The sequence below is a fragment of the Allobosea sp. Root483D1 genome (genome assembly GCF_001429505.1).
Taxonomy (GTDB): domain Bacteria; phylum Pseudomonadota; class Alphaproteobacteria; order Rhizobiales; family Beijerinckiaceae; genus Allobosea.
In genome coordinates, this window is sequence record NZ_LMJW01000001.1 from 560,606 (window position 1) to 576,921 (window position 16,316).

At 65.8% G+C, this 16,316-nt stretch carries 15 protein-coding genes, 1 tRNA gene and 1 pseudogene; 8 read left to right on the plus strand and 9 right to left on the minus strand.

From position 1 onward, the window contains the following. Positions 1-286 (minus strand): annotated as a pseudogene (locus ASE66_RS33080) (IS3 family transposase); the annotation flags it as partial. 178 nt (positions 287-464) lie between these two features. Next, positions 465-1,160 (minus strand): FadR/GntR family transcriptional regulator, encoded by a 696-nt coding sequence (locus ASE66_RS02695; protein WP_244494779.1) that lies wholly within the window; start codon positions 1,158-1,160, stop codon positions 465-467. 230 nt (positions 1,161-1,390) lie between these two features. Between ASE66_RS02695 and ASE66_RS02700 the strand changes: the two genes are divergently transcribed. The 5 genes from ASE66_RS02700 to ASE66_RS02720 all read left to right on the plus strand — a co-directional run bounded on the left by ASE66_RS02700 (position 1,391) and on the right by ASE66_RS02720 (position 5,618). Then, a complete protein-coding gene (locus ASE66_RS02700) occupies positions 1,391-2,383 on the plus strand; it encodes an ABC transporter substrate-binding protein (RefSeq protein WP_057188015.1) in 993 nt (330 codons plus the stop codon). A 93-nt stretch (positions 2,384-2,476) separates the two neighbouring features. Continuing rightward, the gene (locus ASE66_RS02705) at positions 2,477-3,295 is read left to right on the plus strand and encodes an ABC transporter permease (protein ID WP_244494780.1); all 819 of its coding nucleotides are present in this window, start codon (positions 2,477-2,479) and stop codon (positions 3,293-3,295) included. After that, on the plus strand, positions 3,292-4,119 hold the full coding sequence (locus ASE66_RS02710) for an ABC transporter ATP-binding protein (RefSeq protein WP_057188017.1): 828 nt from the start codon (positions 3,292-3,294) through the stop codon (positions 4,117-4,119). Before ASE66_RS02705 ends, ASE66_RS02710 begins: the two co-directional genes overlap by 4 nt. Positions 4,120-4,128: 9 nt before the next feature. Then, positions 4,129-4,881, plus strand: coding sequence for an ABC transporter permease (locus ASE66_RS02715; protein WP_057188018.1), 753 nt, complete (start codon positions 4,129-4,131; stop codon positions 4,879-4,881). A 32-nt stretch (positions 4,882-4,913) separates the two neighbouring features. Further along, entirely contained in the window at positions 4,914-5,618 is a 705-nt protein-coding gene (locus ASE66_RS02720) for a fumarylacetoacetate hydrolase family protein (RefSeq protein ID WP_057188019.1), read from the plus strand. 352 nt (positions 5,619-5,970) lie between these two features. On the opposite strand, the gene ASE66_RS33905 is transcribed toward ASE66_RS02720, so the two are convergent. The 5 genes from ASE66_RS33905 to ASE66_RS02745 all read right to left on the minus strand — a co-directional run bounded on the left by ASE66_RS33905 (position 5,971) and on the right by ASE66_RS02745 (position 9,577). Further along, positions 5,971-6,510 carry a helix-turn-helix domain-containing protein gene (locus ASE66_RS33905; protein WP_413814243.1) on the minus strand — a complete coding sequence of 180 codons (540 nt, stop codon included), beginning with the start codon at positions 6,508-6,510 and terminating at the stop codon, positions 5,971-5,973. Then, positions 6,472-6,547 (minus strand) — tRNA-Thr (locus ASE66_RS02730). The genes ASE66_RS33905 and ASE66_RS02730 overlap by 39 nt, the downstream gene beginning before the upstream one ends. Positions 6,548-6,661: 114 nt before the next feature. Continuing rightward, positions 6,662-7,606 carry a prephenate/arogenate dehydrogenase family protein gene (locus tag ASE66_RS02735; protein WP_057188021.1) on the minus strand — a complete coding sequence of 315 codons (945 nt, stop codon included), beginning with the start codon at positions 7,604-7,606 and terminating at the stop codon, positions 6,662-6,664. Further along, positions 7,603-8,712, minus strand: a complete 1,110-nt coding sequence (gene hisC, locus ASE66_RS02740) for a histidinol-phosphate transaminase (protein ID WP_057188022.1) — start codon at positions 8,710-8,712, stop codon at positions 7,603-7,605. Before hisC ends, ASE66_RS02735 begins: the two co-directional genes overlap by 4 nt. Before the next feature lie 31 nt (positions 8,713-8,743). Further along, positions 8,744-9,577: a chorismate mutase gene (locus ASE66_RS02745; protein ID WP_057188023.1), complete on the minus strand. Its 834-nt coding sequence runs from the start codon at positions 9,575-9,577 to the stop codon at positions 8,744-8,746. Between the two features lie 155 nt (positions 9,578-9,732). Here ASE66_RS02745 and metX point away from each other — a divergent pair, with 155 nt between their 5' ends. After that, a complete protein-coding gene (gene metX / locus ASE66_RS02750) occupies positions 9,733-10,911 on the plus strand; it encodes a homoserine O-acetyltransferase MetX (protein ID WP_057188024.1) in 1,179 nt (392 codons plus the stop codon). 2 nt (positions 10,912-10,913) lie between these two features. Next, positions 10,914-11,537, plus strand: a complete 624-nt coding sequence (gene metW, locus ASE66_RS02755) for a methionine biosynthesis protein MetW (RefSeq protein WP_082613147.1) — start codon at positions 10,914-10,916, stop codon at positions 11,535-11,537. A 237-nt stretch (positions 11,538-11,774) separates the two neighbouring features. On the opposite strand, the gene ASE66_RS02760 is transcribed toward metW, so the two are convergent. Both ASE66_RS02760 and otsB read right to left on the minus strand, forming a co-directional pair. Then, positions 11,775-13,613 carry a glycoside hydrolase family 15 protein gene (locus ASE66_RS02760; RefSeq protein ID WP_057188025.1) on the minus strand — a complete coding sequence of 613 codons (1,839 nt, stop codon included), beginning with the start codon at positions 13,611-13,613 and terminating at the stop codon, positions 11,775-11,777. 14 nt (positions 13,614-13,627) lie between these two features. Then, a complete protein-coding gene (otsB, locus tag ASE66_RS02765; protein ID WP_320409748.1) occupies positions 13,628-14,425 on the minus strand; it encodes a trehalose-phosphatase in 798 nt (265 codons plus the stop codon). A 217-nt stretch (positions 14,426-14,642) separates the two neighbouring features. Here otsB and ASE66_RS02770 point away from each other — a divergent pair, with 217 nt between their 5' ends. Continuing rightward, the gene (locus tag ASE66_RS02770; RefSeq protein WP_082613148.1) at positions 14,643-16,199 is read left to right on the plus strand and encodes a trehalose-6-phosphate synthase; all 1,557 of its coding nucleotides are present in this window, start codon (positions 14,643-14,645) and stop codon (positions 16,197-16,199) included. Positions 16,200-16,316: the final 117 nt, after the last annotated feature.

Sequence of the window (16,316 nt, forward strand, 5' to 3'; positions counted from 1 at the left end):
GGTGCCAACGCTCGATCTTGCCCTGCGTCTGCGGATGGTACCTCATGTGTCGTCCTCCCCATCCGCCAGCATGCTTTTTTTGAGCAGGCGGCTTTCCAGGGTCAGATCGGCCACGGCCTCCTTCAGCGCCTGTGCCTCACGGCGCAGGTCCCTCACCTCGTCGGACGTCGCCGCGCGCGCCGTGTCACCGGCGAGCCGGCGCTTGTCGGCATCGAGGAACTCCTTCGACCAGCCGTAATACATCGACGCGGCGATCCCCCCCGCGCCGGCACAGCTCGGCGATGCTCTGCGCGCGGCCGCTCCTGATGCGCCCGCACCATCAGCGGCGATCGGCCAAGCGCCTCGCAGGCGTTTGGCGCGTTGGCCGAGACGCGTTGAACTTTCGGATCAGGTGACGAGCAGGCTTGCGCTGAGTGAGGAGCTTGCCCTGAGTCGAGGCGGCCCTTCCGGGACGCTCTTTTCGCTCAGGGCGAGCGCCCGATCAGCCGATCCTCGACGTTCTGAAGATGCCGGCGCATCGCGTCGGCGGCCCCCGCGGGTTCCCGGTGAGCGATGGCGTCGACGATCCGGTCGTGGTCGTCGAAACTATGGTGATCGGCGGGCGGGCTGCTGTGGCTCGGCCGCGGCCGCCCCCAGGTAACGGCGCGGCGCACGGCGTTCAGCGTTTCGAGCAGTGCGAGCAGGATCGGATTATGCGCAGCCTCGGCGATCTGATGGTGGAAGCGCGCGTCGTAAGCCTCGTACTCACGCCAGGTCGTCGAAGCGCGGCAAGCGCTGTTCAGTTCGGCGAGCGTGGTGACCTCGCCAGCAGTGGCGTTGACCGCGGCGAGGCGGGCGAGTTCAGGCTCGAGGCCGATGCGCGCCTTCATCACCTGAATCGGATTGCTGCGCTGCGCCAGGTCCGAGACGTCCAGCAATTGCGGCGGCCGCTGCCCGACGAAGGTGCCCTTGCCGACACGGCGCCAAAGCTGGCCCTCGCGCTCAAGCACTGCCAGGCCCTTGCGCAGTTCGGCGCGTTTGACCCCGAGGAGTTCGGCGAGTTCTCGCTCCGGCGGCAGACGCCCGTCATCCGGCAGTCTCGCGGCAGCGAGAAAACCATAGAGCTGCGTCATGACGCCCGAGACGGCGGTATCGGGTGAAGAATTGACCGTCTGATCCATCATGCGGCGTCCGGCAGTGAATGACAGCACCTTGATTTCACGAATGGGCGACGATTTCAACCATTTTGAGATTGGTTGAAACAATCCGGCTTTTTAAGCCGGATTTCTTACCCGTTAGGAGATTATCTCGGCCTTGACAGGATCAATCCGCACCATGACACTGCCCAAAATAAAATTGGTTGCGACCAGATCGCGCAAAAAGACCAAACAGAACTCTGGGAGGAGTCGTCATGAAGCTCTTGGGAAGAAGGCTGCCCGCCGTGCTCGCCGCCGCCGTCGCGGCCGCCTTGACGATCGGGAGCGTGGCCGCGCAGGCGCAAGGCAAGGTCCGGGTGGCGCTCGGAGACGTGCTGTCGACCGAGACGCTTGCGATGATCATCGCGCTCGAGCGCGCCAAGGAGAAGGGCGTCGACTATCAGGTGACGCATTTCTCGAAGGAGGATCTCGCCATCCAGGCCGTGATCAATGGCCAGGCTGACCTGGGCATCGGCACGCCCTATGCGGTCGTGCAGAAGAGCAAGGCGCCGCTGCGCGTGCTCTTCCAGGGCACGCGCCTCGTCTTTTTCCCGGTCGCCGACAAGTCCTACAAATCGTGGAAGGACATGGCCGGCCAGCCGATCACGTTCCATGCCCGTGCGACGGGGACGGAAGCCATCGGCAACATCATCGCCAAGCGCGAAGGCATCCAGTTCGGCGAGCGCAGCTATGTGCCCGGTTCCGAGAACCGGATCATCGGCATGATGAAAGGCCAGATCAAAGCCACCATCGTCGATCTCGCCAACAAGAACCTGCTGCTCGAGAAGGCGGGCGACCGCTTCCACGTTCTTCCCGGCGTCAGCGAACCCGCTTCCGACGAGACATTGTTCGGGCAGATCGACTGGATCAAGAAGAACGAAAAGCAGGTGGACGTCATCGTCACCGAGTTCCTGCGGCTCTGGCAGGAAATGGCGGCCAATCCCGGAATCGTCGAGCAGGAGCGCACCAAACGCAAGCTGATGGCCGACCAACCCAAGGAGGTGCTGGAGGGCATCACCAAATTCTACACGATGGCGACCAAGGAAGGCGTCTATGCACCGACCGGCGGCAGCGCCGAAATCGCGAGGGCCGATTTCGAGTTTTACGCCGAGGCCGGACAGATGCAGGGGCCGGCTGCGGAGCTGAAGGTCGAGGACTTCTGGTATCTCGCGCCGCTCGAGCGGGCACGCAAGGCATTGGGCAGCTAGGCCGAGTTCGCGCCTGCCCAGCCGATCGGCATGCCGGGCGATGACGGCCCGACATGCCCCTCCTTGCGGCTCTCACAAGCGGAGGGACCTCCCTTGCAGATTTCCGACCTTGCCACCGCCCTCCCGACACGCCGTGAACCTCCGGCCAGCTACTGGCGCGATGCGCTGATCCACCCGCTCGTACTGCGTCTGGTTTCCTTCGCGGCGGTGTTGGCGCTCTGGGAATATGCCGGGCGGATTCCGCTGAGCCCGGCCTTCCCGACCTTTCTGGAGACGCTGGGCGGGCTTGGCGCGATCATCGCCGACGGAACCCTGTTCAAGGCCTTCCTGATCACGCTCCATCCGCTTGTCATCGGTCTCGCCGCCTCGGTCCTGCTCGGCGTGGCGCTCGGCGTCCTGATGGGTCTGCACGAGCCTTCAGAATGGCTGATCGCGCCGATCTTCGTGATCGCCCAAGCGGCGCCGCTGGCCGCGCTCATCCCGGTCCTGACCTTCGCCTATGGCATCGGGCTCACCGCCAAGATCATGACTGTCTGCATCATGGCGATGCCGGTCATCGTGCTGAACACGCTAGGCGCGGTGCGCAACACGCCAAAATCGCTACTGGAAATGGGCCGGTCCTTTCTCGCCACGCGCAGCCAGAGCATCCGCCTCGTCATCCTGCCCGCGGCGAGCCCGATGATCTTCGCCGGTCTCCGGCTCGGCTGCGCGGCCGCCTTCATCGGCGTGATCCTCGCCGAGTTGCTGATCACGCCGACCGGCATCGGTGACGTGATCTCCTACAACCAGTCGGTCGCCGACTATCCGAAGATGTACGCGGCCATTCTCGCCATCATCGTGTTCTCGGTCCTGTTCATCGAGCTGCTGGAGCGGATCGAGCTCACCCTGTTCCGACCGGAGAGCCGCGCATGACGCCGACCATCGCTCCTGCCGAACCACGGCAGCTGTCCGGCTCCGCGCCGATCCCGTCCCTCGCCGCGCGGCCGATCGTCGAGGTCAAGAGCGTCTCGAAGACCTATCCGGGCGGCCTCGAGGCGCTCAGCGGTATCTCGCTGGATTTTCCGGAAGGGCGGCTGACGACCCTGCTCGGACCATCGGGCTGCGGCAAGACCACGCTCCTGAAGATCATCGCCGGCCTGATACCGGCCAGCGGCGGCCAGGTCTTCGTCGACGGCGCCGAGGTGAAGGGACCCGGCCCCGAACGCGCCTTCGTCTTCCAGGATTTCGCGCTGATGCCTTGGGCGAGCGTCATCCGCAATGTCGCCTTCGGGCTCGAATTGCGCGGCGTCGCCCATAGCGAGCGCGAGGCGATCGCCGAACGCCACATCGCGCGCGTCGGCCTCAAGGGCTTCGAGCAGAAATACCCGCATGAGCTCTCGGGCGGCATGCGCCAGCGCGTCGGTCTTGCCCGTGCGCTCGCGGTCGACGCCAAGGTCGTCCTGATGGACGAGCCGTTCTCGGCCGTTGATGAGCAGACGCGCCGCAAGTTCCAGGAGGAGTTGCTCGAACTCGTCGCCAACGAAGGCAAGTCGTTCATTTTCGTGACGCACAGCATCGAGGAGGCGGTCTATGTCTCGGACCGGATCGCGTTGCTATCGCGCCGGCCGAGCCGCGTCTCGGCAATCATCGAGCCGAAGATCGTGCGCGGCGGCGACCCGGAGAAGATCAGGCGCGACAGCGCCTATCTCGATGTCGTCGAGGATATCTGGCAGCAGCTCAAGCACTATCTGGATTAGGAGGCGGCCATGGTCATTTCCGGCATCCGCCTTCCCATGATGACGTCACTCATCGTCTGGGCCGTGATCTGGGAGATCGTCGGCCATACCGACGCCGGCTTCATCCTGCCCCCGCTGTCGCGCATCATCTGGCGCGTCGTCGAGATCGTCCCGACCGCTTCATTCCTCGACGCGCTCTTGATCACCGGCCGCGCCTTCCTGCTCGGCAATGCCATCGCGATCAGCGTCGGCGTCCCGCTCGGGATCGTGATGGGCCGCTCGGTCATCGCCGACCGGCTGCTCCTGCCCTGGGTGAACCTCTTCCTCTCGGCACCGCTCAGCGCGCTGGTCCCGGTGATCATGGTGCTGTTCGGGCTCGGTGAGACCACGATCGTCCTCGTCGTCGTGCTGTTTTCGATGTGGATCATCGTCCTCAACACCCGCGCCGGCATCCGCGCGATTTCGCCCTCGCTGGTCGAGATGGCGCGCAGCTTCGGCGCCAATCGCTGGCAGGCTTTCAGCCGGATCTATCTCTGGGCGGCGCTGCCCGAAATCCTGGCCGGCATCCGGCTGGGCATGATCCGCGCCGTCAAAGGCGTGGTCATCGGGCAACTCCTCGTCTCCGTCGTCGGCTTCGGCACGCTCTTCGAGATCTACCAGTCGCATTTCCTGATGGAGCATTTCTGGGCGCTGCTGCTCGTGCTCTTCAGCTTCGCCTTCACCCTCAACGAGTTGCTGGCCCGGCTCGAACTTCGGTTCGGCTATTACGCCGCCTCGCGCTGACCACCCCTCTTGCCAACCAAGGATCCCGCAAGATGAACATCGCCACGCCTCAGAACCATGTCGTCCAGGCCCCGGCGCCGGTTTCGCTTCCCGTGCGCGGGACGCAAAGCCGCTTCCCGGTTCACCGCATCTATTGCGTCGGCCGCAACTACGCCGCCCACACGATCGAGATGGGTGGAGACCCGACCCGCGAGGCGCCCTTCTTCTTCCAGAAGAACCCCGACAACGTCGTCCTCGATGGCGGCGACTTCCCCTATCCGCCCCGCAGCAGCAATGTTCACCACGAAATCGAGATGATCGTTGCCCTCGCCAAGGGCGGCAAGGACATTGCCGTTGAGGACGCCCTCGACCATGTCTACGGCTATGCCGTCGGCCTCGACATGACCCGGCGCGACCTGCAGGACGAGTGCAAGAAGGCGAGCCGGCCCTGGGAGATCGGCAAGGCCTTCGAGCATTCAGCGCCGATGGGCGAGATCGTTCCGGCGAGCACGATCGGCCATCCCGAGAACGGGGCGATCTGGCTGAAGGTCAACGGCGAGATCCGCCAGCAGGGCGACCTCAACCACATGATCTGGAAGGTGCCGGAGATGATCTCCTATCTCTCCGGCCTATTCGAGCTGCAGCCGGGCGACCTGATCATGTCGGGCACTCCCTCCGGCGTCGGCGCGATCTTGCGCGGCGATGTGATGGAAGGTCATATCGAGGGCATCGGCACCTTGCACACCAAGGTGGTCTGAGCAGCGACGAATCCAGCAATATCACGCCGAGGGCTGCGTGATCAGGCCCTCGGCCGGCGAGCCGCATCTGCTCGACCATACCGGCCTGCTCTCGTCTTCGACAACCATGCGCAGAGAAGGCTGAGATCTAGATTCCGCTTCGTACGAGGCGGGATCTAGAAGCGCCCGCCAATTGCGGAATGTGCGGAACGGAAGACCCCGGCCCCGTCAGCGATCAAGTGAGCTGCTCATCATCACAAAACCTGCCAAGCAGTTCCAGCCTCCGGCTGCGCTCCCTTATCGCCAAACTGAGCCGCCGGGAATCGGACGTTCCAGACGTCCAGAAAGGGCCATTTCAGCGGTTGGGCTGCTATTAGCCTCGGGTCCTGCGGGTCAACCGGAGGAGTTCGCTGGGCTCAACACCCAAAGCGTCTGCGATCAGGCCAAGGACCGTAACGCTCGCAGAAACATCTGCCCGCTCAACAGCTCCGACGTAGCGGCTATTGATCCCCGCCCGTTCGGCGAGTCCCTCCTGCGTCAGCTGACGTTCACGCAACAGGCGGTGCAGATTTGCGGCCAGGACATCCTTGAGATCCATGGGCGCCACAAGCGGCACATGAGAACGATCGACCCCGGAATGATCGTTCCGCCGAACGCGGCGCCGGCAGCCGCGATGTTCAAAACTGGGAAAATTAGCGCGTTTGATGCGAACACCTGCGCCAGTCCGCAGCCCGGGAATCGACCGTGCGCAAGGGGGTGGGCAGTGGCTGAAACTCGAAACTTCGTGATTCGCTATCAGCGCCGAAAAGCCCGGCGCTGCCGGCTCTCGTGTCCTGAACCCGACCGGGCAGAGACTAAAAATCGAGCTAAGCGATGGTGCCGCAAGAGGGATTCGAACCCCCGACCCCCTCATTACGAATGAGGTGCTCTACCAGCTGAGCTATTGCGGCGACGGGTGGGGCTGTATCAGTCCGACCCCGTTTTGACAAGGCAGGCAGGCGCCGCCTCGCACCAGAATTCACGCCTGACTGCGCAATACCGTGGGATCGTGCGAGCCCCTGCCCTCACCCCTTCTTCAGCTTCTCCGTCTCGGCCTTCTCCTGGCCGAGCGCGACGATGCCGCGGCGGATGGTGCGGGTGCGGGTGAAGTGCTTGTGCAGGGTCTCGCCGTCGCCATAGCGGATGGCGCGGGTGAGCAGTGCCAGATCCTCGTTGAAGCGGCCGAGCATCTCCAGCACCGCCTCCTTGTTGGCAAGGAAGACGTCGCGCCACATGGTCGGGTCGCTCGCCGCGATGCGGGTGAAGTCGCGGAAGCCGCCGGCGGAGAACTTGATCACCTCCGATTGCGTCACCGCCGCCAGATCCTCGGCGGTGCCGACGATGTTGTAGGCGATCAGATGCGGCAGATGGCTGGTGATGGCGAGGACGAGGTCATGATGCTGCGAGCCCATCACCTCGACGATCGCCGCCATGCCCTCCCAGAACTGGCGGGTGCGGGCGATCGCGGCCTCATCCGTGCCGGGCGGCGGCGTCAGGATGCACCAGCGGTTGAGGAAGAGGCTGGGGAAGCCGGCATCGGGCCCGGAATTCTCGGTGCCGGCGACCGGATGGGCCGGGACGAAATGCACGCCCTCGGGCAGATGTGGGCTCACCGCCTCGACGACGGCATGCTTGACCGAGCCAACGTCGGAGAGGATCGCACCGGTTTTCAGCACGCTGGCGATCTCGGCCGCGACCGCGCCGCAGGCGCCGACCGGCACGCAGAGCACGATATGGTCGGCATCGCGGGCCGCCTCGGCTGCGCTCTCGGCAACCTCATGGCCGAGATCGAGCTCGCGCGCCCTGCGCCGGACATCGGCGTCGGCGTCGCTCAGCACGATATGGCCGGCGAGATTGAGCTCCCTGGCCGCATGCGCGATCGATGAGCCGATCAGGCCGATGCCGATGATGGCGAGCCGCCCGAACAGCGGCTCGTCGCGGCGCGGCGCGAAGCTTTCCGGCGCGCTCACGCGGCCTTGCCCAGGAACTCGGCCAGGGCCGCCACGACGAGGCGGTTGGCCTCCTCGCTGCCGATGGTCATGCGCAGCGCACCGGGCAGGCCATAGGACGCGACCGAGCGGAGGATCAGCCCGCGCTGGCTCAGGAAGGCATCGGCCTCCTGAGCGCTCGTGCCGGCGGCCGCCGGGAAATGGATCAGGATGAAGTTGCCGACCGAGGGCGTCACGGTGAGGCCGAGCTTCTCCAGCTCGGCCGTGGTCCAGGCCAGCCATTTGTCGTTGTGCTCGATCGCGGCGGCGATGTGGGCCTCGTCGGCGATCGCGGCGACGCCGGCTTCGATCGCGGCGCCGTTGACGTTGAAGGGTCCGCGGGCGCGGTTCAGAGCGTCAATGATGTCGGCCGGCCCATAGAGCCAGCCGAGGCGCAGATTGGCGAGGCCATAGATCTTCGAGAAGGTGCGCGTCATCACGACGTTCTCGCTGGTCGCGACCAGTTCGAGGCCCGAGGCGTAGTCGTTGCGGCGGACATATTCGGCATAGGCCGCGTCGAGCACGAGCAGCACATGCGGCGGCAGCCCGGCCTGCAGGCGCTTGACCTCGTCGAAGGGCAGATAGGTGCCGGTCGGATTGTTGGGGTTGGCGAGGAAGACGATCTTGGTCCGCGGCGTCACCGCCGCGAGGATCGCGTCGATATCCGCGGTAAGGTTCTTCTCGGGCACGACCACCGGCTTGCCGCCGGCGGCGAGGATGGCGATCTTGTAGACGAGGAAGCCGTGCTGCGTGAACACGCCCTCGTCGCCATCGCCGAGATAGACCTTGGTGATCAGCTGCAGCAATTCGTCCGAGCCGGTGCCGCAGACGATGCGGTTCGGATCGAGGCCATAGCGGCCAGCGATCGCCTCGCGCAGCTTCGTCGCCGAGCCGTCCGGGTAGAGTTCGAGCTTGCCGGCGAGGCCGCCATAGGCTGCGATCGCCTTCGGGCTCGGCCCGAGCGGTGTCTCGTTCGAGGAGAGCTTGTGCAGCTTGACGCCGGCCGGGGCCGAGGACTTGCCGGGGACATAGGCCTCGATGTCGAGGACGCCGGGACGCGGGACGGGGCGGGGAGCGGGCAGAGCCATGGGGCTGGACCTTGAGAGCAGCGTGAATTGATCAGCGAGCGGATTTGAAGGCGAAGCGAGCGGCGTGGCTGCCGATCTCGGTCAGTTCCTTGAGGCCGGCCGGTTCGAGCGCGCTGCGAATGGCCGTGGCCGGCGTCTCGCCGGAGGCGGCAACCAACAGCGCCAGATGCGAACCGTCGGCGGCGCTGGCCGAGACCTCGGCGAGATGGTGGGCAAGGCCAGCGCGCAACGGCTCCGACCAGCGCTCGACGCGGGCGGCATAGAGCACGATCTCGCGCACCGCGGCGTCGGTGAGCGGCTTGGCGATGCAGTAGACCGGCGTGCCGGCGGGATGGTCGGGCCGCTCGATGAAGGGCAGGCGCGCGATGATCTTGGGCTGGGCGGCACCGATCAGGTCGCGCCACCAGACGCCGGCGCTGGCGCCGAGGTCCATGCGGAAGATGCCGAGATCGCCGGCCGATTCCGCCACCGCCGCGATCACGGCGCGCGCGTCCTCATGCGTGACGAAGGGCACGGTAAAGCCGAAATGGAAGCGGGCGCTGTCGCGCATCGGCGCATCGCCGCCCGAGATGTCGGCATGGACCGAGTAATTCGCCTGCACGAAGGTGAAGGTCGCGATGATGATGCGCCAGATGCTCTCGACGGTATCGAGCGGCAGCAGGCCCTGATGGCGCAAGGCGAGGCGTTTCATCATGTCGGCCTCGCGGCCGGGGCGGAAGGCCGAGCCGGAAACCTGCGTCTTCTTGATCGCGATCAGCGTCTCGATGATCTGCGAACGCTCCATCAGGAGGCCGTGCATCGCGGAATCGATGCGGTCGATCTCGCTTCGCAGATCGGCGAGCGTGGTCGGTGCGGCTTGCGTCATGATAGCCAGACTTCTTTAATCGTGCCGGTCTCTTAGCGGTCGTTGCCGAGCTTGGCAAAGCCATCGCAACGCATCGCCGCGTTGACAGGCGGGAAGAGCCGCGCCATCGGTAAAGTCCGCTATTACGAACGGACCGGGCGACAAGACAAATCCGAATGCCGAACCGGACGCAAGCTCCCGAACTTCTGGCCGACCCGCTGGCCGAAGCCAACCAGCCGTCGAGCCTGTTCGCCCGGTTCGGGCCGGACAAGGCGCTGCAGCTCGATTCCGGCGCGACGCTGGAGCACTGGCAGATCGCCTATCAAACCTATGGCGAGCTCAATGCGGCGCGCTCGAACGCAGTGCTGGTCTGCCATGCGCTGACCGGCGACCAGTATGTCGCGAGCCGCAACCCGGTCACCGGCAAGGGCGGCTGGTGGACGGCGATGATCGGGCCGGGCAAGCCTGTAGACACCGACCGCTTCTTCGTGATCTGCGCCAATGTGCTCGGCGGCTGCATGGGCACGACCGGCCCGGCCTCGACCAACCCTGAGACGGGCAAGCCCTGGGGCCTGTCCTTCCCGATGGTGACGATCCGCGACATGGTGCGGGCGCAGGCGCATCTCATGGACTCACTCGGCATCGACAGCCTGTTCTGCGTCGCCGGCGGCTCGATGGGCGGGATGCAGGTGCTGCAATGGGCGGCGAGCTATCCGACGCGGGTGTTCTCGGCGCTGCCGCTGGCGACCGCCGCCAAGCACTCGGCCCAGAACATCGCCTTCCACGAGGTCGGCCGGCAGGCGGTGATGGCCGATCCGGACTGGCGCCAGGGGCGCTATCTCGACGAGGGCACGCGGCCTTCGAAAGGGCTTTCGGTGGCGCGCATGGGCGCACACATCACCTATCTCTCGGAGCCGGCGCTGCACCGCAAGTTCGGCCGCAAGCTGCAGGAACGCAGCGCCCCGACCTTCACCTTCGACGCGGATTTTCAGGTCGAGAGCTACCTCCGCTATCAGGGCATCAGCTTCGTCGAGCGCTTCGACGCCAATTCCTATCTCTATGTGACGCGGGCGATGGATTACTTCGACCTCGCGGCCGATCATGACGGCGTGCTGGCCAAGGCCTTCGCCGGGACGCGGACGCGGTTCTGCGTCGCGTCCTTCACCTCGGACTGGCTGTTCCCGACCACCGACTCGCGCGCCATCGTGCACGCGCTCAACGCCGCCGGTGCCTCGGTCTCCTTCGTCGAGCTCGAAAGTGACAAGGGCCACGACGCCTTCCTGCTGGAGGAGCCCAATTTGTTCGCGACGACGCGCGGCTTCATCGGCGCCGCGGCGCGGGCGAGAGGGATCTGAGCATGGCGCTGGCGGAGAACCAGACCAACCGCATCGACCTGCGCCTCGTCGCCGAGATGGTGACGCCGGGTTCGCGCGTGCTCGATGTCGGCTGCGGCGACGGGGAATTGCTGTCGCTGCTCGCCGAGACCCGCGGCGTCGACGGGCGCGGCATCGAGCTCTCGCGTGAAGGCGTCGCCGGCTGCGTGGCGCGTGGGCTCTCGGTGATCCAGGGCGACGCCGACACCGACCTCGCCGACTACCCGGACGACAGCTTCGACTACGTCATCCTGTCGCAGACCATCCAGGCGACGCGCAATCCGCGCCATGTGCTGGAGCACATGCTGCGCATCGGAAGGCGCGCCATCGTCTCCTTTCCAAATTTCGGGCATTGGCGGATGCGCACCCAGGTCTTCTTCCTCGGTCGCATGCCAGTGACCGACTCCCTGCCCTATGCCTGGTGGGATACGCCCAACATCCATTTCTGCACGATCCGCGACTTCGTGGCGCTCTGCGACACGATCGGCGCGGAAAAGGAGCGCGCCGTTGCGCTCGACGTCGCCGGCGGCAGGGTCGGCGTCAGCGCGCCCTGGTGGTTCTGGAACCTCTTCGGCGCGCAGGCAGTGTTTCTGCTGAAGCGGGGCTAGAGCAGCTCCGCCCGGTCGACCGCGATTACTCGGGAACCGCGACCCAACCTTCTCCCGGATGGGAGAAGGTGGCGCGGAGCGCCGGATGAGGGCCTGCCTCATCCGCAGAAGGCGCAGCGGCGCCGCATCGCCTTAATTATTCGCGGCAGTCCCTCACCCCTGCCCCTCTCCCATCCGGGAGAGGGGTTCCCCGCGCCTCGCTAAACGTACGTACCCGCCCGAGAATGACGACGCCGCTCAAAACGCCTCTTCCCAATTCCGGCTCAGCCGCATCGCCGAGTTGATCAGCCCGACCATCGAATAGGTCTGCGGGAAGTTGCCCCAGAGCTCGCCGGTCGTAAGGTCGGCGTCCTCCGAGAGCAGGCCGAAGCTGTTGCGGCGCTGCAGGATGCGGCCGAACAGCTCCTTGGCCTCGTCCTTGCGGCCGATCGCATGCAGCGCGTCGACATACCAGAAGGCGCAGATCAGGAAGCCGGTGTGCATGAAGCCGAAATCATCCTCGGTGCCGTAGCGCAGGATGAGATCGCCGCGGCCGAGATCGCGACCGATCGCCTCGACCGTCGCGATGTAGCGGGGATCGTCGGGCTTGACGAAGCCGAGCTCGGCGATGAGCAGCAAGGTGGCGTCGAGATCGGCCCCGTCGAAGGTCGAGACGAAATGGCCTTTCTCCTGGTTCCAGATCCGGTCGGAGATGATGCCCTTGAGCCGCTTGGCCTCACCGCGCCAGTACTCCTTGCGATCGGAGCGGCCGAGCGTGCCGGCGATGCGGGCGAGCCGGTCGCAGGCAGCCCAGCACATCACGCTGGAGAAGGAATGCACGACCTCCTTTTCGCGCAGCTCCCAGGGGCCAGCATCCGGCTTGTCGAAGAGCTCGATGGCGCGCTCGCCCATGCGCTCGAGCTGGGCGAAGAGCGCCTCCTTGCCGGGCTGAATCAGGCGGCGATCGAAGAAGGACTGGGTCGCGGCGAGTACGACCGCGCCATAGCCGTCGTTCTGGATTTGGGTCGCCGCGCCATTACCGACGCGAACTGGCTGATGGCCGCGATAGCCGGCAAGGTTCGGCACTTCGAACTCGCGCATTTCGCCACCGCGCGTAATCGGATAGAGCGGCGGCAGATGCTCGGCACCGCTCTCCGAATAGGTGTCGACGACGTTGGTGATGAAGCCAAGATAATCCTCCATCGTCCGGGTCGTACCGAGGCGGTTGAGCGCATGAACGACGAAATAGGCGTCGCGCAGCCAGCAGAAGCGATAGTCCCAGTTGCGCTGCGTGCCCGGCGCCTCGGGGATCGAGGTGGTCAGCGCGGCGACGATGGCGCCGCTCTCCTCGAAGGAGCAGAGCTTCAGCGTGATCGCGGCCCGGATGACCTCGCGCTGCCATTCGAACGGGATCGAGAGCGAGCGGACCCAGTCGCGCCAGTAGTCGGTGGTCTTGTCGAGGAATTCGCGGGAGGTCGTCTCGATCTCGGCGCGCAGCGCCTCATCCGAGCCGATGAAGAAGGAAAACGGCTTCTCGACCGCGAAGGGAATGCTCTCCAGCACATAGGAGACCGGCGCGTCCGTGGTCAGCCGGATCGTCTGGTCGGCGCCGACGAAGCGGACATGGTTGGAGCCGCGGGTGATCTCGTCCGGCTCCTCGCCGAGGCCGAGACAAGGCTTGACCACGACGCGGATGCGCGGCCGGCCAGAGATGCGGCGGACGCGGCGCACCAGCTGCGGCGGCCGGAAGAAGCGCTCGAAGCGGACGAAGCGCGGCGCGAAGTCGAGGATCTCCAGCGCATTGCCCTGGTCGTCGGAGAGCACCGAGGAGAGGATAGCCGTGTTGTCGAGATAGCTCTGCTCACAGCGCGTCATCCCGACCATCTCGATGGCGAAGACGCCCTTCTTTGGCATGGCGTCGCCGTCGTCGATCTGGTTGTCGATCAGCGAGCAAAAGACCGGGTCGCGGTCGAAGCGCGGGAAGCAGCTCCAGACGATGCGCGCCTGCCGGTCGATCAGCGCGGCGATCGTGCAATTGCCGATGACGCCGAGATCGAGCGAGGCCACTCTCGGCGAGGCGGTGGTCGTCACAGTCATGCCTGTTCCTGAAGTCAGTTCTGGAGAAAGGTTTCGAGCGTGAGGTCGCCGCCTTCGGCAGCCGCAAGAAGAACATTGTGCAACGCCGTCGGCGAAGCCAGGCGATGGCGGGCGCAGGTCTGGCCATCGCCGATCCGGATTGACAAACCATCTGCAGCATTGACCGCGGAGAAGCCGTCCTCGTCGGTGATGTCGTCGCCGATGAACACCGGCGTGCGGCCGACATAACCGTCCTGCTGCAGCAACCAGCTGATCGCGCCGCCCTTGCTCGCAGTCGCCGGAACCAGCTCGGCGACGGCCTTGCCACGCTGCAGGCGCATGGACGGTCCGATCTCGAGGGCGACGGCTTCCATCAACGCCAGCGCGTCATCGGCGAGCGCCGGCGCCAGTCGCCAGTGCAGCGCCACGGACTGGCGCTTGTCCTCGACGATGATGCCGACATGAGCGTTGGCGAAGCGGACCATCTTGCGCGTCGCCGCATGCAGCGCCTCCGAGGGCGCGGCGAGCGGCGCGTCGACTCCTCCGAGGCGGATCTGGGCACCGTGCAGGCCGGCAGCGTCGAAGCGATAGGGCGTCATCATCTCGTCGAGAAACGCAACCGGGCGGCCCGAGACGAGGGCCAGGGCGCCGCCCAGCCGCTTGCGCAACGCCTCGAGGGCGCCAGGCAGGCGACGATCGATGCGGACATCGCTCGGCGACGGCGCGATCTCGACGAGGGTTCCGTCGAAATCCAGGAACAAAGCGACCTGCCCGGTGATGGCAGCGGCTTTTGCGGGAGGCTCGGCGATTGCGGGACTCAGCATCTCTGACATGGCGTTCTGGTTAGAAGGCGAAACGGGCGAAAGGACGACAATCGGGGATGGTCCCCTCATCGCCACATTCAAGGTTCAGTTTGGCTCACGGTCGCCATGATCCGGTCACGGCGACGACGCGATCCGGCCGGGGAGCCGGCCTGCACACGAAACATTACGCCTGCCCGCGCGTTCTGTTCCCGCGCCTTTGTGGCAAGCGTCAGCAAAAAAGTGAGGCATCATGCGTCTTGTCGTCGTGTCCAACCGCGTCACCATGCCCGAGCGGGGCGAAAAGGTGGCGGCAGGGGGATTGGCGGTCGCATTGCGCTCGGCGCTCGAACAGCATGGCGGTCTTTGGTTCGGCTGGAGCGGCGCGACCAGAGCGGATCCAGCGGCCAGTGTGGAGCCGGTGCGACATGGCAAGGTCAGCTATGCCGTCACCGACCTCACCGAGGCCGAGCGCCAGAGCTATTATCTCGGCTTCGCCAACCGGGCGCTCTGGCCACTGATGCATTACCGGCTCGGCCTGACCGAGTTCACCCGGGCCGACTATGCCGGCTATCTCGGCGTCAACCGCCGCTTCGCGCGATTGCTGATCCCGCTGCTCAAGCCCGACGACATCATCTGGATCCACGATTACCATCTGATCCCGCTTGCGGCGGAGCTGCGCCGGCGCGGCGTCACCAACCGGATCGGCTATTTCCACCACATTCCTTGGCCGCCGGCCGATGTGTTCAGTGCCCTGCCCTTCTCGTCGACGCTGATCAGCACGATGACCGCCTATGACCTCATCGGCATGCAGACCCCGAACGACGTGGCGAATCTGATCGGCGGACTGGTCGCGCTCTGCGGGGCGCGCCGCGAGGGCAACCGGGTCAAGGCCGGCCAGCGCGAGGCCGTGATCCAGGCCTTCCCTATCGGCATCGATGTCGAGGGCTTCCGCAAGCTCGCAGTCGCTTCGGTCCGGGCAGCGACCCAGCCGGTCCGGGCCACGACCGCACCGCTCGGCGACCGCAAGCTGGTGATCGGCGTCGACCGGCTCGATTATTCCAAGGGCATCGTCCAACGGCTCGAAGCCTTCGGTACCTTCCTTCGCAACCATCCGGAACACCGCAGCAAGATCGGCCTCCTGCAGATCGCACCGCCCTCGCGCAGCGACGTGCCCGAATATGCCGAGCTCGACCGGATGTCGGACGAGGTCGCAGGCCGACTCAACGCCGCGCTCGGCGAGTTCGACTGGACGCCGATCCGCGTGGTGAAGAAGGCCTATTCGCGCAGCGCCCTCGCCGGCCTCTACCGGCGCGCCCAGGTCGGGCTGGTGACGCCGATGCGCGACGGCATGAACCTCGTCGCCAAGGAATATATCGCCGCGCAGAATCCCGACGATCCCGGCGTGCTGGTCCTGTCGCGCTTCGCCGGCGCGGCGCAGCAGCTCGGCGAGGCGCTGATCGTCAACCCGTTCGACACCCATGAGGTGGCCGAAGCGATCAGGACGGCGCTCGCCATGCCGTTGTCGGAGCGCCTGCGCCGCTTCGAGCGGCTCTATGCGACGATCTCCTCGACCGACATCGACTGGTGGACGTCGCGCTACCTCGCCGCGCTCTCCGGCCTCGATATCCCCAGCGGCGACATCGTGCCGCCTGGACGCCCCAAACCGCTGCGCAGCACACGCAAATCAGGCGTAGGCGCCAAGCCTGCACGCACCAATACGCACCCTCAAGTCTCCCGAACGGCGCCGCGCAAGGGCGAGCCGATGCGCGCGAAGGTCTTGCCGAACGCTCCCTCAGCTGGCTAGAAGCTCCTCGCCGACTGAAACTGAGAGACGGATTCACCGATCAGGTAGCTTCAACCTGATCGGATCCGGCTCTTGGGCAGCAGAGCCCGGCTTTCGCTTGCGACTCAGCCGTTGCGA